Source organism: Collimonas arenae (genome assembly GCF_000786695.1).
GTDB lineage: Bacteria > Pseudomonadota > Gammaproteobacteria > Burkholderiales > Burkholderiaceae_D > Collimonas > Collimonas arenae_A.
Genome location: NZ_CP009962.1, coordinates 4,156,835 through 4,177,521, shown reverse-complemented (window position 1 = coordinate 4,177,521; position 20,687 = coordinate 4,156,835). Strand labels below are relative to the sequence as shown.

Below are 20,687 nucleotides of genomic sequence, written 5' to 3'. Positions count from 1 at the left end.
CACTGGCGCAAAGCGGCGTCAGGCAAGGTAGGAGGCTATTTCCATTTGGAAATTAATCCGCTTTAATTTGCTAGAATAGCGGGCTAATTTCCGGAGATATGCATGCACAGAATTGCCTTTATCTTTGCGTTGTTGCTGACCTCGTCCAGCTATGCAGCGACGCCTCAGCAGCAACTCAACACACTATTCGACAGCGACTGGCAATGGAGTATGCGTCGCTCTCCAGAGAGCGCCACGGCAGTGGGCGACAATCGCTATAACGACAGACTGTCGGACGCTTCGCTGGCAGCCAGTCTGGCCGCCAACGCGCATCAGGCGCAGATGCTGGCGCAAGCCGGTCGTATCGACCGCAGCAAATTGAGCAGCCAGGATTTGTTGTCCTACGATTTGTTCGTCTATGAAAAGAAAAAGAATATCAAGGCCGCTGGATTTTATCCCTACAACCCTTCGCCTCTTACGCAGTTGAGCGGCGTCCAGTTCGATTTTCCGCAACTGGTGGCGCAGATGCCGTTTAACGATGCGAAGGATTATCGCAATTACCTGGGGCGCTTGCGCGCATTGCCAAAGTACGTCGACGGCGTCATCGCGCAGTTACAGCAGGGCGTCAAATCGGGCTGGATGGCGCCCAAGGTCACCATGAGCGTGGTGCCCGGTCAATTGCAGGAATTCGTCGCCAAACTGGACAGCAGCCCTCTGGTGGCGCCTTTCAATGACATGCCGGCATCGATTCCTGCGGCCGAGCGTGCACAGCTGGCGCGCCAGGGCTGGCAATTGTTGCAACAGGCCGTTGCGCCGGCTTTCCGCAAACTGGAAAACTATGTCAGCAATACTTATCTGCCGGCTTGCCGAGACAGCATTGCCGCTTCCAGCCTGCCTGGTGGCGCTCCGTACTATGCGTACAAGGTCCAGGAAAACACCACGACCGACATGACGCCGCAAGAGATTCACGACATCGGTTTGCAGGAAGTGGCACGGATTCAAGGGGAAATGAAGCAGGTGATGCAGCAAACCGGATTTACCGGCACGTTTGCTGAATTCATCACGTTTTTGAATACAGACCCTCGTTTCTATTACACCAAACCGGAAGATCTGCTGGCCGGCTACAAGGCAATCATCAAGAAATCCTCTGCTCAGCTGCCACGCTTCTTTGCCCAGATTCCACGCGCGCCGGTTGACGTCAAACCGGTGCCCGCGGTGGGGGCGGAAAATCAGGCTGGAGCTTATTACGAGCCTGGCACGCCGGACGGTTCGCGTCCGGGTTATTTCGTCGCCAATCTGTCTAAACTGGATACGCGTCCGAAATGGGAGATGGAAACGCTGACGCTGCACGAATCTGTACCGGGACATCATTTGCAGACTGCGCGCGCACAAGAAATCAAGGGTTTGCCTGAATTCCGCCGTTTCGGCTGGTACGTCGCTTTCGGCGAAGGCTGGGCGCTGTATGCGGAAAGCCTGGGTAGCGAAATGGGTTTCTATACCGATCCTTATTCCAAGTTCGGTCACCTCAATGACGAACTGTTTCGGGCGGCGCGGCTGGTGGTGGATACCGGCATGCATGCGTTGGGCTGGACGCGGCAGCAGGCGATCGATTACATGAACGTGAATACAGCCAATCCGCCACATGACAATCAAGTTGAGATCGACCGTTATATTGTCGATCCTGGCCAGGCCCTGGGGTACAAGATCGGCCAGCTGAAGATCAAGGCGCTGCGTGAAAAGGCGCAAACTGCGTTGGGCGACAAGTTCGATTTACGGCGCTTCAACAATGCAGTGATTGACAATGGCGCTTTGCCGCTGGAGATGCTGGAAACACAGATCGATGGCTGGATTGCGCAACAGGCCGCAGCGAGATAATTTCACTTTCCGGTTGGTTTGGGATGCATCCAGGTCAACCGGCTACTTCAGTCTGGCAGGACCTAGCTGTAACGCGCCGCCAGCAGCTTGGCGATCCAATCGACAAATACCCGCACGCGCGCCGACAGATGTTTGTTGTGTGCGTACACCACAGACACCGGCAACGGCGGCGGTTTGAAATCCGGCAGTACTTCTTCCATCTCGCCGCTCTCCAGCAATTCCTCTAATCCAAACCGTGGTGCCTGTATCAAGCCTAAGCCGGCGCGGCAGCTCGCCAGGTAGGCATCGGAGCTGGCAACTGAAATCACTCCCTGCAACTTCAGGAAATGCAATTCGCCATCCGCCATATATTCCCAACCCAGGTCGCGTCCGGTGCGGCTGGAAAAAAAATTTACAACCATGTGATGCTGTAAATCGCTCAGTGCTTGTGGGCGGCCATAGCGCTCCAGGTACGACCTGGAGCCACAGTTGATCTGTTCCATGCTGCCGATGCGGCGCGCAATCAGGCTGGAGTCGCTCAAAGGGCCGACGCGCACTACACAGTCGACCGCTTCTCCGATCAGGTCGATAAAGCGGTCGGTAGCGGTCAGCTTGAGCCGCAACTGCGGGTAGAGTGCGAAAAATTCCGGCAGCGCCGGGATCACCACCAGATGTGCCAGCCGCTCAGGCAAGTCAACCCGGACCACGCCGCGTGGCTGCAACTGGTCGTGCTGGAACAAAGCGTCGACATCTTCGAACTCGGTCAGCAATTGCGTGCAGCGGTCGAGGTAGGTGATGCCTTCGTCGGTCAAGGTCACTTTGCGCGTAGTCCGATGCAGCAGACGTACCCCCAGATGCTTCTCCAGCGCTTGCACCGCATTGGTGACCGTTGCCGCCGGCAGGTTCAACTGCTCCGCTGCACGGCTGAAGCTACCCAGTTCAGCGACTCTCGAGAAGACTTCCATGGTCTGGATGCGATCCATTGTGCTTTCCTTTGGAGGAATTATTGGTGATTTTCGAATAAAGAAATCATTTTAAGCCCATTTATTCATTGATTTCTGTGCGCAATACTCTTCCCATGGCGCTCCGATCCGGTGTTGCCTTTCGACTGCACATGAACAATTCAACCAAGGATGTCACTATGAAAACCCAACAATTAGGCGCTACCGGTCCGCAATCTTCCATCATCGGTCTCGGCTGTATGGGCATGTCTGATTTGTACGGCCCTGCCGATGAAAACGAAAGCATTGCTACGCTGCACGCGGCTATCGATGCCGGCATCACTCTGCTGGATACGGGCGATTTCTACGGCATGGGCCATAACGAAATGCTGATCCGGGAAGCGCTGCGCAGTCGCAAACGCGACCAGGTTTTACTGAGCGTCAAATTTGGCGCGATGCGCGATCCTGCTGGCAACTGGATGGGAATGGATTGCCGGCCTGAAGCAATCAAAAGCTTTCTGGCTTATACCTTGCGCCGGCTGGGTACTGATCACATCGATATTTACCGTCCGGCGCGGCTCGATCCGAATGTGCCGATCGAAGAAACAGTGGGCGCCATCGCAGATCTGGTCAAGGCCGGTTACGTGCGTCATATTGGCTTGTCTGAAGTCGGCGCGCAAACCATCCGCCGGGCGCAGGCAGTGCATCCGATTGCGGATCTGCAGATTGAATATTCATTGGTTTCGCGCGGCGTCGAGGCGGTGATCTTGCCGGTATGCCGTGAACTGGGTATTGGCATTACGGCGTATGGTGTGTTGTCGCGTGGCTTGATCAGTGGTCACTGGGACAAGGAAAAGAAATTGGCCCCGGGGGATTTCCGCAGCTTCAACCCACGCTTCAGCGGCGATAATCTTGCGCACAACCTGTCCTTGTTGGAGGCTTTGCGGGTGGTTGCCGACAGCAAGCAAGCGACCTTGGCGCAGATCGCCATCGCCTGGGTCATGTCGCGCGGAAGCGATATCGTACCGCTGGTTGGTGCGCGTCGTCGCGACCGCCTGGCGGAGTCGTTGGGAGCAACGGCGATTCAGTTGAGCGCCGCCGACCTGGCGCAGATCGAAGTGGCGATACCGGCAGACGCCGCAGCCGGTGACCGTTATGCGGCGGCGGCGATGGCGCATCTGGATAGCGAACAGTCGCACGCTCGCTGATGGAGTCTCAGAGCAAATCACAGAGCAACTCTCAGAGTTTCAACTGCAGGAAGTCGAGGAAACAGGTAATGCGCCGCGCTAGTTGCGTGTTCCGGTAATACACCGCATGAATTTGCTGGCGGTAGCCGTTGTTGTGCGTCGCGAGGATATCGGTCAGCGTTCCACGCGCGATATCCTCGCGCACCATGAAAGCTGAGAGGCAGGCAATGCCAAGGCCATGCAAGGCCAGCTGGCGTATGGTTTCTCCGCCCGACGCCAGCAATGTCGGGCTGATCGTCAGGTTTTCCTCCTGCTGTTGCCTTAGCGGCCAGACATTCAACGACTCCGGTTGCGTGAAGCCGAGCAGCTGGTGTTGTTTCAGCGCGTCGGTATTGTCTGGCGTGCCATGCGCGCGCAGATAATCTGGGCTTGCAACAATGTGCAGCTGGCTCGCTCCCAGCCTGCGCGCGTGCAGCATCGAATCTTGCAAAGCGCCGTGGCGTATGGCGATATCGGTACGGTGTTCCAACAGATCGATATTCTGGTCGTTGCTGGTCAGTTCCAGCGTGATGTCAGGGTAGTTCTTACGAAATTCCGCAATGTGCGGCACTATGCAATGCAACATGAAGGGTGGTGAGGCATCCACCCGCAATCGTCCTGACGGCCTTTGATGGCGCACCTGGATAGCTTCTTCTGCTTCTTCCATCGCAGTGATGATGGCGCGCGCCTTTTCCAGGAAAAGCTTACCTTCCTCGGTCAGCTCCATGCGGCGCGTGGTGCGCGTCAGCAGCGACGTGGCCAGCTTTTTCTCCAGGCGCGACAGGGCGCGGCTCAGGCCGGAAGTGGTCTGGCCCAACTGTTCCGCAGCGGCGCTGAGAGTGCCGCAATCAACTACGGCAATGAAAATCCGCAAATCATCCGAATGAATATTCATCGTGCGCAGTTTAGTGGACGCCGCCGCCATGGCTGCCAAGATTGGCCGGCGCGTCGTCTTCCATGCTTGCCAGCCCTTGCAGGATGCCGCAATCCTTGGCTGCCTGGGTTCTTTGACATTGCTTGCGCAGTTGTTTAAGTTGCGTTTGCAACGCTTTCAATTCGGTAATCCGGGCGGCGACGTGATCGATATGATGATCCAGCAAGGTGTTGACCTCGGCGCAATTGTCTTCTGGCAGGTCGCGGAACTGCAACAATCTGCGCACCTCATCAAGCGTCATGTCCAACGAACGGCAATGACGGATGAACTGCAAGCGTTCGATATGTGCTTGCCCATACAAGCGGTAATTGCTTTGCGAGCGCGCCGCCAGCGGCAGCAAGCCTTCGCGTTCGTAATAGCGGATAGTTTCAACTGGGCAACCTGCATGCGCCGCTAGTTCTCCGATCTTGAGTGCCGTAGTGCTGATGCCATTGCTCATGTTGTTGCTCCTTCGATAGCCATTTCTGCAATTAATCCTTGACCTTATAGTAGCTACAGGGTTTTAAATATGCAAGGAGTATGCATACGCATCAACGAAACCCGTGTCCAGGAGAGCACCATGGCCAGTTGCCAACATGAACATAGCGACCACCACAACCATCACGATCACCAGCACAAACACGATCATTCGCACGAACATGCGCAAGCGGATGCGGGTACGGTCGTCGCTTATCGTCCGGCGCTGGCTGCAGGTGCAGCAGAAGCAGTGTTCCTGATCCAGAAAATGGATTGTCCCACCGAAGAAAAGCTGATACGCGACAGGTTCAAGAGTATGGCCGGCATTGAAGCCATGCAATTCAACTTGATCCAGCGTGAACTGACGGTGCAGCATCGTTTGCCATCGGTGGATTCTATCGTGGCGACCCTGAAGGCGCTGGACATGGAGCCTGCGCTGAAGTCGGATACGTTGACCGGCGCAACCGGCTTGAGCGAAGACCTGGGGGACGGCGCCTTCAGAATATCGCGGAAAAAATGGCTGCTGATGGCGCTCTCCGGGATTACCGCGGTCGGCGCCGAAGTGGTGGTCTGGAGCGGCGGCCAGGATAGTTCATGGCTGGTGATCGGCCTAGCGTTGATTGCCATTCTGAGCGGTGGTCTGGATACCCTAAAGAAGGGCTGGATAGCGTTGAGGAATCTCTCTCTCAACATGAATTTCCTGATGTCGATCGCAGTGATCGGCGCCGCGGTCATTGGCCAGTGGCCGGAAGCGGCCGTCGTGATTTTCCTGTTTGCGCTGGCGGAAATGATTGAAGCGCTGTCGCTCGACCGGGCCCGTAATGCCATCAAAGGTTTGATGGCAATGGCGCCGGATATGGCGACCGTCCAGGGTGCGGATGGCGAGTGGCGCGAAGTAGCCACTGGCGAAGTCACGCTGGCCGCTTTGATCCGTGTCAAACCGGGTGCGCGCGTACCCTTGGACGGACTGGTGAAGGAGGGACAGACCACCATCAACCAGGCTGCGATCACTGGTGAAGGCATGCCGGTCGCCAAACAGGCAGGTGATCAGGTCTTTGCGGGCACCATCAACGAACGCGGCTCTTTCGTTTATGAGGTCACGGCGCTGCAAGCCAATTCAACCCTCGCGCGCATCATCAAGAGCGTGCAACAGGCGCAGGGTGAGCGTGCGCCGACGCAGCGCTTCGTCGATCAGTTCGCGCGCTATTACATCCCGGTTGTGGTCCTGGCAGCGATACTGGTCGCGGCATTGCCGCCGTTGCTGATGGGCGCAGCATTTTATCCATGGCTGTACAAGGCGCTGGTGCTGCTGGTGATCGCCTGTCCGTGCGCGCTTGTAATTTCGACGCCGGTAACGGTGGTGAGCGGCTTGGCTGCGGCAGCCAAGCATGGCATCCTGATCAAGGGCGGCGTGTATCTGGAAATGGGTCGCAAGCTCAAGGCGCTGGCGCTGGACAAGACCGGCACGCTGACTCAGGGCAAGCCACGTGTCACGGATGTGCAACTGGTGCAGAGCGTGGCTGATATCAGCGACGGCCTGCAGTTGCAACTTCAGGCGGCAAGTCTGGCTAGCCGCTCCGATCATCCGGTATCAGGAGCGGTGGTGGCCCACTGGCAAGCGTCCGGCAACAGCGGCAGCTTGCTCGATGTCAGCGGCTTCGAAGCGCTGACGGGCCGCGGCGTGCAAGGCATGATCGCGGGACAGCAGTTCTATCTGGGCAATCATCGGCTGGTGCATGAGATGAATATTTGCAGCCCGGAACTGGAAGCGCGTTTGTCCGCACTGGAGAGCGAAGGCAAGACCACGGTAGTGCTGTGCTCGGCGTCGCGGCCTTTGCTGATTCTGGCGGTGGCTGATACGGTGCGCGAGACAGCGCTGGAAGCTGTGGCCAAGCTGCGGTCGATCGGGGTGGAAGCGGTGATGCTGACCGGCGACAATGCGCACACCGCACAAACTATAGCGACCCAGGTCGGTATCAGCGATGCCCGTGGCGACCAGTTGCCTCAGGATAAACTTGAAGCCATTAATGATTTGCGCGCGCGTTATGGCCATGTCGGCATGGTGGGCGACGGCATCAACGATGCGCCGGCGCTGGCGCAAGCCAGTATCGGCTTTGCCATGGGTGCGGCCGGTAGCGACACGGCGTTGGAAACTGCCGACGTAGCGCTGATGGACGATGATCTGCGCAAGATTCCGGACTTTATCCGATTGAGCAAAAAGACGTATGCGGTGCTGATGCAAAACATCACGCTGGCGCTGGGCATCAAGGCGATCTTCCTGGTGTTGGCCTTGAGTGGAGAGGCTACGTTGTGGATGGCGGTGTTTGCCGATATGGGCGCCAGTTTACTGGTCGTGTTCAATGGCTTGCGGTTGCTGCGGGCGCTACGTTGATTAGGCTGCGGCGCATACGTCTGCCGGAGAAAGGGGGAGGCTAGGAGTTTTTCCCGGATGTCGAGGATTTGGTCAGCCACTCCCGGCCTTTCAGCATCAGCGTCCAATAGACCCACGGCAGCACCTTGGTTTTCAGAAGCCAGTTGCTGCGGCGAGCGACGGTAGGGTCGAGGGGAAAGGTCGGCAGCAATTTGCCGCCATAGCCGAATTCGGCCAGTATGACTTTACCCTTTTCCACGGTGAGCGGACATGCGCCATAGCCGTCGTAGTTTGCGCTCAGAGCTTGCCCCGCGCATGCGGCGAGCAGGTTGGTGGCCACGACTACAGCTTGTTTGCGGATTGCGGCAACCGTTTTTGCATTGGCTGTCGAGCTGACATCACCGAGTGCAAAAACATTGCGATACCGCACGTGGCGCAGCGTGGCAGGATCGACCTCGCACCAGCCGTCGAGGTTGGCCAGCGCGCTGTTGCGCAATGCATCGGGCGCTACTTGCGGCGGCACTACATGCAGCAAATCGAAGGTTTTTTCCTGGCGCACGATATTGCCGGAGGCATCCTTGACATCGAACCAGGCGAGTTTCCTGTCGCCGTCGACTTTGACAAGGTTCGATTCAAATACCAGCTGCGCCTTGTACTTTTGAATATAACGCATCAGCGGCGGCACAAAAGCGGCGACGCCGAACAGGACTGTCCCGGCGCTATGAAATTCAACCTTGATCTTGTTCAGCATGCCTGAGCGTAACCAGTGATCACAAGACAAATACATGGCTTTCTGCGGTGCACCGGCGCATTTGACCGGCATCGCCGGTTGCGAAAAAATCGCGGTGCCTTGTTTTAATTGCGACACCAGTAACCAGGTATAAGGCGCCAGATCGTAACGATAGTTGGACGTGACGCCGTTCTGCCCCAGCGTTTGCTCCAACCCCTCAATCTTTTCCCAGGCCAGGCGCAGGCCGGGGCAGACAATCAGTTGTTGATAGGCGATCAGGTTGCCATTGTCGAGTCGAATGCGGTTATGATCTGGCAGGAATTCGGTCACGGCCTGTTGTAGCCATTGTGTGCGTTCCGGGATCACCGAAGCCATGGGCCGCACGGTTTTTTTATAATCGTAGGCACCGCCGCCAACCAGTGTCCATGCCGGCTGGTAATAATGCTGGCTGGCTGGATCGATCATGGCGATCTGGATATTCGGAGCGCGTCGTAGCAAGCTGGCGGCAACCGCGATGCCGGCCGCACCGGCGCCTACGATCACGACTTCAAATTGTTGCAATTTGTCGCTCGGTTCCTCAGTCTGGATTACAGGTACTGAGTCCTCGGTCAGATTCGCCAGGCGGAAAATGTTGGTCGAACGAACGCCGGTGCGGCAAAATGCCAGGATCGGCGGCGGCATGGTGATAAGCAGCCGGCGCAGGGCGGCGCCATGTTCTTTGCTGAGATGGGTAGCGTCGGCGGGCAGGTAGCTGAATTCCAGGCCGAATTTTTCACATGCCGCAGCCAGCTCGTTGCTGGAGGCATGACGGCCGCGGTCTTCGCTGTCCGGGCGATTGCAGATTATTGACTTGTAGCCGGCGGCGGCGATATCGCTCAAGTTTTCCGTGCCGATTTGACCGGTAGTAGAAAATAACTCGCTATGCTTGATGATATGAAGATCCATAGGTGTTGCTTCCATCGTGTCAGGTGAGTGGCACTGTTTATCTGCTTGCTGTCCGGCTATATTCAGCTGCCGGGTTTGCTGTCGATATGGGCCAGGTATCGACACGACGATGTCACCACGGAGCACAAATGGTTAAGATGGTAGGGCAGATACGTTGACCGCATTTGTTGCGGAGCGCTCGAGTGCGCTGACGGGGTCGTGAAGGGCTTCGGTCTACCGGTACGTTTAACAATTTGCGGTCATTCCCGGCGACTCGCACTATATCGAATGCACCAGTGAAATAATCTGTCCCATTGTAATATCGCGACTTGTTTGATTGTTAATAATATAAAGACTGCTTACTTATTTGTCAATGTTTGGTATGTTTATATAGTTGTTTATTGTTAAGTTTGAGGATGTAATTGATGGCTAGTCCACAGATAGAAGTGATTTTTGACCAGAGCACCTCCACATTTACCTATGTCGTGTACGAAGCGGCTGGTTCTGAATGTGCGATTATTGATTCGGTGCTTGACTATGATCCGGTGGCCGGCCGTACTTCCACTGCAGCTGCCGATCGTGTAGTTGAATTCGTCCGCGCCAATAACCTGAAAGTGCAATGGCTGCTGGAAACCCATGCGCATGCCGACCACATTTCCGCAGCCCCCTATTTGCGAAGACAGTTGGGTGGCGTCATTGCAATTGGCGACCAAATCCGTGTGGTGCAGGGGGTATTCAAAAAGGTCTTCAACCTGCAGTCTGAATTCTTGCTCGATGGCGCACAGTTCGACCATTTGTTTGTAGCAGACGAAATTTTTTACATTGGTAATTTGCAGGCGCAAGCGCTGCATGTTCCCGGCCATACGCCAGCCGACATGGCTTATCTGGTGGGGCAGGAAGTGGCGTTTGTCGGTGATACCTTGTTCATGCCGGATCTAGGCTCGGCGCGCTGCGATTTTCCTGGCGGCAGCGCCAGCAGTCTGTATCGTTCGGTAGCAAAGTTGCTGGACCTGCCACCCGCCACTCGGCTGTTCGTCTGTCACGATTATCCGCCGGCGGGTCGCGCACCGCAGTGTGAAGCTACCGTGACCGAGCAGCGTGCAAAAAATATCCACGTCGGCAACGGCATTAGCGAAGAAGAGTTCATCGCCATGCGCACCCGTCGCGATGCAACCTTGGGTTTGCCGACCTTGATGCTGCCATCAATTCAATTGAATATCTGTGCCGGGGTCCTGCCGGCGCCTGAGGAAAACGGCGTGCGCTATCTGAAGATTCCCTTGGATGTCACGCTATAGAATGTTCAGAAAGAGGAGCCAGGTTGTTGCAGAAATATCAGCTCCTGCGGCGTCGATTGCCGTTGCAGGATTTGGTTGCGATGCGGGAACCGGCCGAAGCGGGCGATGATGTCGCGATGCCGAATCGCGAACGACAGATAGCCGAAAAAGCGTTCTTTCTCGCGGGCCGGCACTTGCTCGACCAGCGCGCTGGCGAGCGCCACCGCCTGGTCTTGGTCGGCCAGCAATTCTGAATGCGTCAGCGGCAAATGCAGGAAGCTACGTTCGATCGGACGCAAGGCATGATAAAAATCCGTTTGCAGCCCGATACGGCAAAAGCTGCGCGCCAGCGTATCGAAGGCGAATGAACGCGGCGTGCCGCGGTAGATATTACGCGGAAACTGGTCGGTCAGGATCACCAGCGCCAATGCCCCTTCCGGAGTTTTGTCCCAGTCGGTTAGTTGCATATTTTTGGCCGCCAATAGCGTGCTTTCAAACTGCTGTTTGATGAGCTGGTCGCTGGCAGGATTCTTGCCCCACCATAGGGTGGACTGCTGGTTGGCGGCGGCGAGATCATCCGTAGCCTCCCCAAACCAGAATTTCCTGATCGTCAGAATATCTGTCGTCATCTCATCTCTCCGGATGCACCGCTGGGTACCTTGCGCGTATTAAATCATTTACTCTCGCGCCGCGGCAGCACATAGATCAGCAGATCGCCGATAGTGACTTTTTGCCCTGCGACGATTTTGCAGGTCTTGCGCAATTCCACCTTGCCATCGACCGATACGACACCGCTCGCGACCAGCGCCTTGCCGGCGCCGCCGCTGTCACACACGCCGGTCAGTTTAAGCAGTTGATTGAGTTCGACGTAGTCGCTGTTGAGGCGTAATTCTAGTTGTTGCATGATATTCCGATGGTGATAAATGAAAGGTTAAACGCCGGCGCTTTTCTGTAGCGTCAGCTGTGCCTGGTCAAGCCAGGCGCGTAAATGATCGAGCAAATCCTGCTGGCTGTATGAACAGCTTTCTTCCGTGAACAGATTGGCGGCCTCCAGCCTGCCGAGGAAATTTTCCGCAACTTCCGCAAACCGTGGCGGCAGTGCTGACAGCAGAGCGGTCTGCGCACGCCAGATGCGACACAGGGAGGTAATCGCGGACGGGCTGTTGGTTGAGTTGTTCTGCACCGTATTGATAGCGTCGTGCAGTAGTTGAATGGTTGCTTGATGTGACATGCGATTGCACTGAGGTTAATAAGCTGAGATGAGCAGGTTCTTGCCAATGGATTGAGCCGTGTGGTGTCAGTACCTTATCCCCGGCCTGCTAGAACGCGCCGATCAAATCGCAAGCCAGGCGCACCGGCTTGCCACATGCGATAAATTAAAGTGCCTTTACTTCAAAGGTATTGCAGGATTTGACTTCACCGGTGCTGACGCCTTGCTTGAACCACCTTACTCGTTGTGCTGACGTGCCGTGCGTGAAGGAGTCCGGCACCACATATCCTTGCTCTTGCTTTTGCAGGGCGTCGTCGCCAATGGCGGTAGCTGCGTTCAAAGCGCCTTCGACATCGCCTTGCTCAAGGATGCCGCGCGCCTGGTTGGCATGAAAGGCCCAGACGCCCGCCAGGCAGTCGGCTTGCAATTCCATCCGGACCGACATGGCGTTGACCTGTGCCTTGGACATTTGTCGTTCGGCATTGTTAACCTTGTCCATGATGCCCATCAGGTTTTGCACGTGATGTCCGACTTCATGGGCGATCACGTAAGCCTGGGCAAATTCACCCGAAACGTGGAAGCGCTGCTGCATCAGTTTGTAAAAACTGAGATCGATGTAGACTTTGCGGTCGCCCGGGCAATAAAACGGTCCGGAAGCAGTCTGACCGGTACCGCATGCGGTCGGAGTGGCGCCGGAAAACAAGACCAGCTTCGGCGGCGGATACGTTTTGCCATTGGCGCTGAAAATCTGGGTCCAGACATCTTCCGTGTCGGCCAGTACCGTTTTTACGAATTTGGTTTGCCGGTCTTCAGGCTGATTGCTGTGGTTGGGGGCGGGTGCTTGCTGCGATTGCGGCTGGCTGACCGGTCCGCCGCTCAGCAAGCTCAAGACGGTGGTCGGGCTGATGCCGAAGAAGTACGAGGCCACCAGCGCAATGGCGATCGTGCCAAGACCGATCGAGCGTCCGCCAAATCCACCGCCGCCACCGCCATCGCTATCATTTCCGCGGCGGTCTTCGACGTTGTCACTTTCCCGATTGCCTTCCCATTTCATGGTCGTTACCCCTACTGATTTTGTTGTCCGTAATAGAAGGCAATTCTAACGGAAACCACCATCAGTTAGGGGCAAGCGATGAATGCAGAAGTAATACTTAGAGGCTATTGCAAACACACCTGGCGTTGTTGCCCTTGCAGGGTCCCACCTGGCTAGCAAGCCTGGGCCGTTCCGCAGGCAGACGACAGTGTCGTCTGAAACCCCTGCTACACCCTCCTAGCCGTACTGTTCGTACTGTCTTCGTCGGAGCGCCTAGCCATCTGTGTTTGCAACAGCCTCTTAGTGTTGCGGAAAAGACTATTTGAAGTCCCACTTCATCTGTTCCGCAATCGGAATATGTTTTGCCGACTCGACGCAGAGCGGTAAGTAATCGGTAAACAGTGGAGCTGGGCGAATACCTTCTGCCAACAGGTTTGTATTGTCAAATACATAATTCAGGCCGGCAAATGCACCATACAGCTTGAGCGCGCGTAGCAGCAAGCGGTCATTGCATTCCGGAACGCATTCACGCATGCGTGGCAGCAGCGTGGCGATGGCGTCCGGCGTGATCTGCTTATAGGTGGCGCCAATCGGTTCGATGCCGCGCGCTGCCGCCAAAGCCAGATCGATCTCGCGGAACGAGACGCAGGAACCGACGCCGGCCGAGATATGGAAAACGTTGTGCGACAGGGTATCTTTTTGCGCCAGATCTATGATCGCTTGCGCGCACCAGTCGACCGGCACGACGTCGACTTTTTCATCGAGAGCCGTGGTCAGCGCGCCCAGCAGTTGCCATACCATGAAGACCCAGAAAATGCTTTGGGATGGGGCGCAGCCGAGCAGGGTGTGGCCGACGATAATCGACGGCCTGACATAAACTACGGGCAAATCGGGGTAAATGTCGCGCAGTTTCTTTTCGCCCATTGCCTTGGAGCGTGTATAGGCCACCAGATGCTGGTCACCCAGCGGCAAGTCGATGTTTTCCTTGACGACGGCATTGATGCCGGCGCCTTCGCCGCACGCCATGGCCGTACCGATGTACATGAAGCGTTTCAGGGCTGGCCGTCGATGCATCAGTTTGCCGAGCGCCAACGTACCGTCGACATTGATCTTTTCCAGCGAAGGATGATTCGCAAAAGTGGCAAGCGCCGCAGAATGGATTACAACCGACACCCGGTCCAGGCGTGGATCGCTGGCGACGTTGTCAAGTTCAGACAAGTCCGAGCAGAGAATCTGGTCGACACTGATTTGCGCGATGTCAGTTGCGCTTGCGCCCAACAGTTGCAGATTTTTGATGACTCGGGCGTGCGCCATCGCAGCGTTTTCAGCACGTGCCAGCAGTAACAGATTTTTACCTAGCCCGCGATGAATTGCCTCCACTGCGTTTGCGCCACCGAGAAAGCCGGTCGCGCCGGTCATCAAAATTAAATTATTCATGAAAGGCTAAATGCTCTTGTAACTTGTCTGATGCGGGTTGATGGCTGGCCTGCTTGCGGAGCTGGCTACGGGTATTCGCTACGATATGGATATGGGCCGAGTGGCCTGACTCGGTTTTATGGTTCTTCTGGGTTTTCCCATATTTGCGCGCAACTATAGAAACGGCTTAACGCACGATTCTATAGTATGGTTGACAAAGGGATACAGAGATTTACAAAGGGTTGCATATTATTGATTTTGCATCCCCATAATTGTTACCCAAATCGCCGCATAGGATAAGCTAACTTGTTGTTGTTTAACATTTAAATTTGCTTTTTGTGAACTTTTTGTATCCAAAAAGTGACCAAAGGGGGAAGAATCATCTTATTTCCTAACGCAGTTCATTGTATTTAGGGTAATTTTTTCTCAGCCCTTTACCACTCAGTTTTGTCCTGTCCCCATAATCGTGTTCAAGTCAGTTGCGGTTATGTAAAAGATTTACAGCGCGCAGAACTACCAAACGAACTGTCAACCTTATCTGTCAAATTGGAGCCAGCATGTTCTATTGGATCGCAGCGTTGCTTATTGGCGCCTTGCTCTTGATGCAGTTGCGCCTCGGCGCCTGGGTTTGGCTGGGCGCCATGCTGCTCTGGATAGCAGGCGGCTTCTGGCTGGCCGGCATCGGCGCATTGGCAGCGATATTGCTATTACTGCTGCTGGCGATGCCGACCTTGATCGTCGCTATAAAGCCATTGCGCCACAGCTTGCTGAGCAAGCCGGCATTGAATGTTTTCCAGCGCATCTTGCCGCGTATGTCGCAGACCGAGCGCGATGCGATCGAGGCCGGTACTGTCTGGTGGGATGCCGAACTGTTTTCCGGCAAGCCGGCATGGAATAAATTACTGCAACTTCCAGCGCCCAAGCTGAGCGCTGAAGAGCAGGATTTTTTCGATAATGAAGTCGAGCAGCTATGCCAGTTGGCCACGGATTGGGAGAGCACTGAAATCTGGCAGGACCTGTCGCCGCAGGCCTGGCAATTCGTCAAGGAAAAAGGTTTCCTCGGCATGATCATCCCCAAGCAGTATGGCGGCAAGGAATTTTCCGCCTACATGCATTCGCAGGTGATCATGAAACTGTCTTCGCATTGTTCCGCCGCAGCGATTTCAGTAATGGTGCCTAATTCGCTAGGCCCGGCTGAATTGCTGCTGCAATACGGTACAGAAGCACAAAAGGATTATTTCTTGCCGCGCCTCGCCGCAGGCGAGGAAATCCCGTGTTTTGCGCTCACTAGTCCCTACGCCGGCTCCGATGCGGCGGCGATTCCGGACGTGGGTGTAGTTTGCGTAGGAAATTACGATGGCCAGGAAATGCTGGGCTTCAAGATAACCTGGGATAAGCGCTACATTACGCTAGGCCCTGTCGCGACCGTGCTGGGACTGGCGTTCCGGGTGCAGGATCCCGATCTTCTATTGGCGGCCAATGGGAGCACCGAGGTTGATCTCGGTATTACATGCGCTCTGATTCCAACCAACCATCCGGGCGTGGTCACAGGCCGTCGTCATTGGCCGTTGAATGCGGTATTCCAGAACGGTCCGACTTCCGGCAAGGATGTATTCATCCCGCTGGATTGGGTGATCGGCGGCCGCGAGCAGATCGGCAAGGGCTGGCGCATGCTGATGGAGTGCCTGGCCGCAGGCCGTGCAATTTCCTTGCCGTCGTCCACGGTCGGCTTTTCCAAACTGGCGGTGCGCGGCACTAGCGCCTATGCAGCCATGCGGCATCAGTTCAGGATCCCGATCGGCAAGTTCGAGGGCATCCATGAAATGCTGGCGCGCATGGGTGGCAACCTGTATCTGATGGACGCGGTGCGCAGGTTGTCGGCGCTGGCGGTGGATAATGGCGAAAAGCCGTCGGTGATTTCAGCGATCTCGAAATACCATGTCACAGAGCGGGGTCGCATTCTGGTCAACGCCGGCATGGATGTGTTGGGCGGCAAGGGTATTTGCATGGGGCCGAATAATTTCCTGGCGCGCAGCTACCAGCAGATGCCGATCGCGATCACGGTCGAAGGCGCGAACATCCTGACACGCTGCCTGATCATTTTTGGCCAAGGTGCGATCCGCTGTCATCCCTATGTGCTGAAGGAAATGGCGGCGGCAGGCGAAGCAGATCAGCAGAAGGCGCTGGTTGATTTCGACAATGCATTCTTTGACCATATCAGCTTTGTCTTCGCCAATTTTTCACGAGCCCTGGTTGCAGGACTGTCAGTTGGCAGTTTTCCTGCGGCGCCGCGTGTGGCGCCGTCCGAGCTGCGTCATTTCTATCGCGCAGTCAACCGAATGTCGGCGGCGTTCGCGCTGCTGAGCGATACATCGATGTTCGTGTTTGGCGGTTCGCTGAAATTCCGCGAACGGATTTCCGGCCGGTTGGGCGATATCCTGTCGCAGCTGTACCTGATTTCCAGCGTGCTCAAGCGCTATGAGGATGATGGCCGGCAGCAGGAAGATTTACCCTATGTGCATTGGGCGATACAGGATGCCTTGCATCAGGCGCAAGAAGCCTGTCTTGGTGTACTCGATAATTTTCCGAACCGGATCCTGGCAGTCTTAATGCGCGTAATTGTTTTCCCTTTCGGGCGGCCCTACGATAAACCATCCGATGCACTCGACACGGCAGTGGCGAAAGCCATGCAGATGGATGGCGTCAGCCGCGACCGTCTGGTTGGCGATACATATCTGCCAAACGCCGAGGAATCGCCGTTAGCTTTTGGCGAACTGGCTTTCCGGTTGATTCCGCTGGTCAACGCGATTGCAGCACGACTCAAGCCCGCGATCATGGCCGGGACTTTGACGGCGATGCCGCAAAGCCTGATCGAGATGAGCGATTGGATCACTGCCGCTGCGGCCACCGGCGCAATCACGGCCGAAGAGCAGCAAGTGCTGGAAGATTTTGCGCGCTACGGGGATATCAGCGTTCAGGTGGACGATTTCCCGCAAGACTTTAACCGGCTCGAATCGTTGCAGGCGCGAATGCAAGCCTTGCAGCAAGCATAACCGGCAAGGCGCCTGACAATTTCACCAAGAACAACAATATTAGCAACAAATAAAAGGAAGTTTTATGACGACTCTCGTGCAGCCGGGCCTTAAATTGCGCCCGCTAGAACGCAACGACCTGCATTTTGTACATCAGCTCGACAACAACAGCACCATCATGCGCTACTGGTTCGAAGAGCCCTACGAAGCGTATGTTGAGTTAGTGCAACTTTATGACCAGCACGTCCACGACCAGACTGAACGCCGCTTTATTCTTGAAAGCGATAACGGCGAGATGGTGGGGCTGGTCGAACTGGTCGAGATCACCCATATCCACCGCCGCGCGGAATTCCAGATCATCGTCGCGCCAAGCGCCCAGGGCCGAGGCTATGCAGAGCGCGCTACCCGGCTGGCGATCGAATATGCATTCTGCGTTCTCAATCTGTATAAGCTGTATTTGTATGTCGACAATGAAAACCACAAGGCGATTCACATCTACAAGAAATGCGGATTTGAGCTGGAAAGCGAATTGAAGAGCGAGTTTTTCATCAATGGCGTTTATCGCGATGCCATCCGGATGTGCATGTTCCAGCCGGAATATCTGGCAAAACGTACTAGTTGATGTTGTCTTTATGAAAAAATTGCTAGCAAGGCCGCATCTCATTAAATAAAAACATAACTCAATCTTGACTTAGTAGTTTCTAAGATATATCTTTATATCTCATTCAATGAGATAAGGAAGTTTACATGTTTGGTCATAGAAGAGGTTGCGACCGCAGCCAGATGCATCAAGGTCACGAAAGGCAACATCGCGGTGGCGGTATGTTTGAACGTGGCGGGCGCCGTGAAGGCGGCCGCGGCGGGCGCATGTTCGAGCAAGGCAGCTTGCGGTTGGTGATTCTTAACCTGTTGCAGGAAAAGCCACGCCACGGCTACGAAGTCATCAAGGCGATCGAAGAACTGGTCGGTGGCGATTACAGCCCGAGCCCGGGTGTGATCTATCCGACCTTGACGCTACTGGAAGAGATGGGTTACACGGCAATCGAAGCGGAAGCGGGCGGCAAAAAACTGTACCGCATCACGCCAGAAGGCGCGGCGTTTTTGGCTGCCAATAGCGAGGCCCTGAATCTGGCGTTGCAGAAGCTGGAAGCGGCGCAACGGGCATCCGGTAGTTCCGCGCCGGAACTGAAGCGGGCCATCATGAACTTCAGGATGGCAGTGCATACGCGGCTGGAAAAAGGCGAACTCAGCCAGGAGCAGATCCACGCCATCGTTGATGCGATTGATGCCGCTGCTGTAAAGATAGAGAGAGTTTGAAGTTAGCAAAGCCGTTTGGAAACAAGGAGAAACTATGCGTGAACATCGTTACCGCATTACCCTGGAGCACTTGGCTACGCCGAAGCAGGGCGAGCCGACCCATGCCGCAATAAATTTTGAAGCCGGCAACCACGATGACCTGTTCGCGATCATCGACAAGGTGCGCAGCAAAGGCCAGTTTGACGCCGATACCGCCGCCTCGCTGCCGCTGGGTTTGAAGCTGTTCACCGAAGTCATGCTGAAAAACCGCAGCAACCCGCTGTTTGCAGAAATCAATCAGCCGATGCGCGATTTTATCGGGAAGCTGAAAGCGCAGCCGATGGCAGCAGAAGCATAGAATGAAACGTAGGAATCGCCCGCGCGGGACGCCGCCCGGGGGATGGATGTGTAAGTGAAATTAGAGGCAAGAGTAAGCGGGGCCAGGCATGTTTTCGTGGAATGAATCGAAAATATACCTGGCCCCGCTTTGTTTTTTCTGGGCCGGTCCGGCCTGCAGCCGGTTGCGATATGACTCGCTATTACTCGCGCGCCGGCGCAATCATCTCGGCATAGTCATAAAGCGCGCCGAGGATTTCTTCGCCGCGTTCATCCGCCGTTTCCGACAAATTGTCGATTTCTTCAAACAACATCTCGACCGTACGGGCCTTGCCTTCGCCATCGAACAGGCGGGCGGCGCGGTGTTCCTCCCAACGCTCCTGATCGTCGCCGGACAGGGTGTCGGGGAAGTTGCGGGCGCGGTAGCGGAAGGTAAGTTCTTCCAGGCGCTGGTCGTCAAAACTGAGCTGCGCGGCCGCCAGTTTTTGCGGCGTCATGGCGCGTAAATCATTGAGCTTGCGACGGTCATTGTTGCCGACAAAACCGCCGTACAAGTCTTCATCGACATCGGTTACGCTCTCATCCGCACGCTGGAACACTTGACGCCACAAGTTGCCGAGATCAGGTGCTTGCGCCGCGATTTCAGCATGTTTCAAGGCTTGCGGGATATCGATGCCCCAACGCGCCGCCATGTCGCTTGACAGGGTTTGCAGCTTGTTGATGACCATCGGCGATTTGTTCAAGTGCACTGACTTCAAAGGCAACCGGGTCACGCCTTCCGGCAAGTCGGCCGATTTGCTGAACAGGCGGGTGCGTACGGTATCGGCGTCGAGCGAGAATATTTCGCTCGGATCGTAGGCCAGGTCCCAGGCCAATATTTCATTCTTGTTGGTTGGATGCACCCCAAGTGGCCACATGACAGCCAGGCAACCGTTCTCGGCAGGAAACATCCCTGAAATATGCAGAAAAGGGCGTGGCGTCGGCAAGCCGATTTCAGCGCCGGCCCGGTCTTTCTTATGTAGGGCAAGGCAGAAATCGAACAGTTTCGGCTGGTGCTGCCGGATCAGGCGCGCCAGGGCGATCGTCGCCCGCACGTCGGACAGCGCATCATGCGCCGCTTCGTGGCTGATGCCGTTAGCTTTGGTTAACAGCTCCAAACGGAAACTTGGCCGCCCCTCATCGTTTTTCGGCCATTCGATGCCGTCCGGTCGCAAGGCGTAGGCGGTGCGCACCACATCAAGAATATCCCAGCGGCCGCACTGGTTCTGCCATTCGCGCGCATAGGGATCGATCAGGTTGCGCCAGAACAGGAAGCGCGTGACTTCGTCGTCGAAGCGGATCGTGTTGTAGCCGACGCCGATGGTGCCGGGTTCTGAAAACGCTTTTTCGATCTGGGCGGCGAACTGGTATTCAGGAATGCCTCGCTCCAGGCAATGTTGAGGCGTGATGCCGGTAATCAGGCAAGACTGCGGATCTGGCAAGAAATCATTTGCAGGTTGGCAATACAGCATGATCGGTTCGCCGATCTCGTTCAATTCGGCGTCGGTGCGGATCGCGGCAAACTGGGCCGGGCGGTCTCGTCGCGGCTGGACGCCGAAGGTTTCGTAGTCGTGCCAGAGGAAGGTGTGCGTAGACATCGGAGCTAAGGCTTGTATGAGAGGAAGGTGCAGCAGTT

18 protein-coding genes are annotated in these 20,687 nt (G+C 55.8%); 8 read left to right on the top strand and 10 right to left on the bottom strand.

Features of this window, described 5'->3' with window-relative positions; translation table 11 throughout:
• The first annotated feature begins 102 nt into the window (after window positions 1–102).
• On the top strand, window positions 103–1,854 hold the full coding sequence (locus tag LT85_RS18215; RefSeq protein WP_038491655.1) for a DUF885 domain-containing protein: 1,752 nt from the start codon (window positions 103–105) through the stop codon (window positions 1,852–1,854).
• A gap of 62 nt (window positions 1,855–1,916) precedes the next feature.
• Here the strand turns inward: LT85_RS18215 and LT85_RS18210 are convergent, their stop codons facing one another.
• Window positions 1,917–2,816: a LysR family transcriptional regulator gene (locus tag LT85_RS18210; RefSeq protein WP_038491652.1), complete on the bottom strand. Its 900-nt coding sequence runs from the start codon at window positions 2,814–2,816 to the stop codon at window positions 1,917–1,919.
• 158 nt (window positions 2,817–2,974) lie between these two features.
• Between LT85_RS18210 and LT85_RS18205 the strand changes: the two genes are divergently transcribed.
• On the top strand, window positions 2,975–3,982 hold the full coding sequence (locus LT85_RS18205) for an aldo/keto reductase (RefSeq protein ID WP_038496720.1): 1,008 nt from the start codon (window positions 2,975–2,977) through the stop codon (window positions 3,980–3,982).
• Window positions 3,983–4,013: 31 nt separating this feature from the next.
• Here LT85_RS18205 and LT85_RS18200 read toward each other — a convergent pair whose 3' ends face one another.
• A complete protein-coding gene (locus LT85_RS18200) occupies window positions 4,014–4,895 on the bottom strand; it encodes a LysR family transcriptional regulator (protein ID WP_038496717.1) in 882 nt (293 codons plus the stop codon).
• Window positions 4,896–4,905: 10 nt separating this feature from the next.
• The gene (gene cadR / locus LT85_RS18195) at window positions 4,906–5,373 is read right to left on the bottom strand and encodes a Cd(II)/Pb(II)-responsive transcriptional regulator (protein WP_038491649.1); all 468 of its coding nucleotides are present in this window, start codon (window positions 5,371–5,373) and stop codon (window positions 4,906–4,908) included.
• 120 nt (window positions 5,374–5,493) lie between these two features.
• Between cadR and LT85_RS18190 the strand changes: the two genes are divergently transcribed.
• The gene (locus LT85_RS18190) at window positions 5,494–7,782 is read left to right on the top strand and encodes a heavy metal translocating P-type ATPase (RefSeq protein WP_038491647.1); all 2,289 of its coding nucleotides are present in this window, start codon (window positions 5,494–5,496) and stop codon (window positions 7,780–7,782) included.
• Between the two features lie 40 nt (window positions 7,783–7,822).
• Here the strand turns inward: LT85_RS18190 and LT85_RS18185 are convergent, their stop codons facing one another.
• Window positions 7,823–9,436, bottom strand: coding sequence for a bifunctional protein tyrosine phosphatase family protein/NAD(P)/FAD-dependent oxidoreductase (locus LT85_RS18185; protein ID WP_172657003.1), 1,614 nt, complete (start codon window positions 9,434–9,436; stop codon window positions 7,823–7,825).
• 404 nt (window positions 9,437–9,840) lie between these two features.
• On the opposite strand from LT85_RS18185, the gene LT85_RS18180 reads away from it, so the two are divergent.
• A complete protein-coding gene (locus LT85_RS18180) occupies window positions 9,841–10,710 on the top strand; it encodes an MBL fold metallo-hydrolase (protein WP_038491644.1) in 870 nt (289 codons plus the stop codon).
• A gap of 5 nt (window positions 10,711–10,715) precedes the next feature.
• Here LT85_RS18180 and LT85_RS18175 read toward each other — a convergent pair whose 3' ends face one another.
• The 5 genes from LT85_RS18175 to LT85_RS18155 form a co-directional block, all read right to left on the bottom strand.
• On the bottom strand, window positions 10,716–11,318 hold the full coding sequence (locus LT85_RS18175) for a DUF924 family protein (RefSeq protein ID WP_038491641.1): 603 nt from the start codon (window positions 11,316–11,318) through the stop codon (window positions 10,716–10,718).
• Between the two features lie 44 nt (window positions 11,319–11,362).
• Complete coding sequence (locus tag LT85_RS18170) at window positions 11,363–11,593, bottom strand: RNA-binding S4 domain-containing protein (protein ID WP_038491638.1); 231 nt, start codon at window positions 11,591–11,593, stop codon at window positions 11,363–11,365.
• 27 nt (window positions 11,594–11,620) lie between these two features.
• Window positions 11,621–11,920: a hypothetical protein gene (locus LT85_RS18165; protein ID WP_038491634.1), complete on the bottom strand. Its 300-nt coding sequence runs from the start codon at window positions 11,918–11,920 to the stop codon at window positions 11,621–11,623.
• A gap of 145 nt (window positions 11,921–12,065) precedes the next feature.
• The gene (gene ypfJ, locus LT85_RS18160; protein ID WP_038491631.1) at window positions 12,066–12,953 is read right to left on the bottom strand and encodes a KPN_02809 family neutral zinc metallopeptidase; all 888 of its coding nucleotides are present in this window, start codon (window positions 12,951–12,953) and stop codon (window positions 12,066–12,068) included.
• A 297-nt stretch (window positions 12,954–13,250) separates the two neighbouring features.
• The gene (locus LT85_RS18155) at window positions 13,251–14,369 is read right to left on the bottom strand and encodes an SDR family oxidoreductase (RefSeq protein WP_038491628.1); all 1,119 of its coding nucleotides are present in this window, start codon (window positions 14,367–14,369) and stop codon (window positions 13,251–13,253) included.
• Window positions 14,370–14,905: 536 nt separating this feature from the next.
• Here LT85_RS18155 and LT85_RS18150 point away from each other — a divergent pair.
• From LT85_RS18150 to LT85_RS18135, 4 genes are all read left to right on the top strand, one after another.
• Window positions 14,906–17,401, top strand: coding sequence for an acyl-CoA dehydrogenase (locus LT85_RS18150; RefSeq protein WP_038491626.1), 2,496 nt, complete (start codon window positions 14,906–14,908; stop codon window positions 17,399–17,401).
• A gap of 64 nt (window positions 17,402–17,465) precedes the next feature.
• Window positions 17,466–18,002: a spermidine N1-acetyltransferase gene (gene speG, locus LT85_RS18145; protein ID WP_038491622.1), complete on the top strand. Its 537-nt coding sequence runs from the start codon at window positions 17,466–17,468 to the stop codon at window positions 18,000–18,002.
• Window positions 18,003–18,127: 125 nt separating this feature from the next.
• Window positions 18,128–18,697: a PadR family transcriptional regulator gene (locus LT85_RS18140; protein WP_038491620.1), complete on the top strand. Its 570-nt coding sequence runs from the start codon at window positions 18,128–18,130 to the stop codon at window positions 18,695–18,697.
• A 34-nt stretch (window positions 18,698–18,731) separates the two neighbouring features.
• Entirely contained in the window at window positions 18,732–19,034 is a 303-nt protein-coding gene (locus LT85_RS18135) for a DUF3861 domain-containing protein (RefSeq protein WP_038491617.1), read from the top strand.
• Between the two features lie 181 nt (window positions 19,035–19,215).
• Here LT85_RS18135 and sbcB read toward each other — a convergent pair whose 3' ends face one another.
• The gene (gene sbcB, locus LT85_RS18130) at window positions 19,216–20,649 is read right to left on the bottom strand and encodes an exodeoxyribonuclease I (protein WP_038491614.1); all 1,434 of its coding nucleotides are present in this window, start codon (window positions 20,647–20,649) and stop codon (window positions 19,216–19,218) included.
• Window positions 20,650–20,687: the final 38 nt, after the last annotated feature.

What these genes read in the sequence shown, in the direction of transcription:
- LT85_RS18155 (WP_038491628.1), bottom strand. Translation starts at nt 14,369, where the DNA reads ATGAATAATTTAATTTTGATGACCGGCGCGACCGGCTTTCTCGGTGGC.
- LT85_RS18135 (WP_038491617.1), top strand. Translation starts at nt 18,732, where the DNA reads ATGCGTGAACATCGTTACCGCATTACCCTGGAGCACTTGGCTACGCCG.
- LT85_RS18175 (WP_038491641.1), bottom strand. Translation starts at nt 11,318, where the DNA reads ATGACGACAGATATTCTGACGATCAGGAAATTCTGGTTTGGGGAGGCT.
- cadR (WP_038491649.1), bottom strand. Translation starts at nt 5,373, where the DNA reads ATGAGCAATGGCATCAGCACTACGGCACTCAAGATCGGAGAACTAGCG.
- ypfJ (WP_038491631.1), bottom strand. Translation starts at nt 12,953, where the DNA reads ATGAAATGGGAAGGCAATCGGGAAAGTGACAACGTCGAAGACCGCCGC.
- LT85_RS18140 (WP_038491620.1), top strand. Translation starts at nt 18,128, where the DNA reads ATGTTTGGTCATAGAAGAGGTTGCGACCGCAGCCAGATGCATCAAGGT.
- LT85_RS18170 (WP_038491638.1), bottom strand. Translation starts at nt 11,593, where the DNA reads ATGCAACAACTAGAATTACGCCTCAACAGCGACTACGTCGAACTCAAT.
- speG (WP_038491622.1), top strand. Translation starts at nt 17,466, where the DNA reads ATGACGACTCTCGTGCAGCCGGGCCTTAAATTGCGCCCGCTAGAACGC.
- LT85_RS18165 (WP_038491634.1), bottom strand. Translation starts at nt 11,920, where the DNA reads ATGTCACATCAAGCAACCATTCAACTACTGCACGACGCTATCAATACG.
- LT85_RS18150 (WP_038491626.1), top strand. Translation starts at nt 14,906, where the DNA reads ATGTTCTATTGGATCGCAGCGTTGCTTATTGGCGCCTTGCTCTTGATG.
- LT85_RS18185 (WP_172657003.1), bottom strand. Translation starts at nt 9,436, where the DNA reads ATGGATCTTCATATCATCAAGCATAGCGAGTTATTTTCTACTACCGGT.
- LT85_RS18180 (WP_038491644.1), top strand. Translation starts at nt 9,841, where the DNA reads ATGGCTAGTCCACAGATAGAAGTGATTTTTGACCAGAGCACCTCCACA.
- LT85_RS18210 (WP_038491652.1), bottom strand. Translation starts at nt 2,816, where the DNA reads ATGGATCGCATCCAGACCATGGAAGTCTTCTCGAGAGTCGCTGAACTG.
- LT85_RS18205 (WP_038496720.1), top strand. Translation starts at nt 2,975, where the DNA reads ATGAAAACCCAACAATTAGGCGCTACCGGTCCGCAATCTTCCATCATC.
- sbcB (WP_038491614.1), bottom strand. Translation starts at nt 20,649, where the DNA reads ATGTCTACGCACACCTTCCTCTGGCACGACTACGAAACCTTCGGCGTC.
- LT85_RS18215 (WP_038491655.1), top strand. Translation starts at nt 103, where the DNA reads ATGCACAGAATTGCCTTTATCTTTGCGTTGTTGCTGACCTCGTCCAGC.
- LT85_RS18190 (WP_038491647.1), top strand. Translation starts at nt 5,494, where the DNA reads ATGGCCAGTTGCCAACATGAACATAGCGACCACCACAACCATCACGAT.
- LT85_RS18200 (WP_038496717.1), bottom strand. Translation starts at nt 4,895, where the DNA reads ATGAATATTCATTCGGATGATTTGCGGATTTTCATTGCCGTAGTTGAT.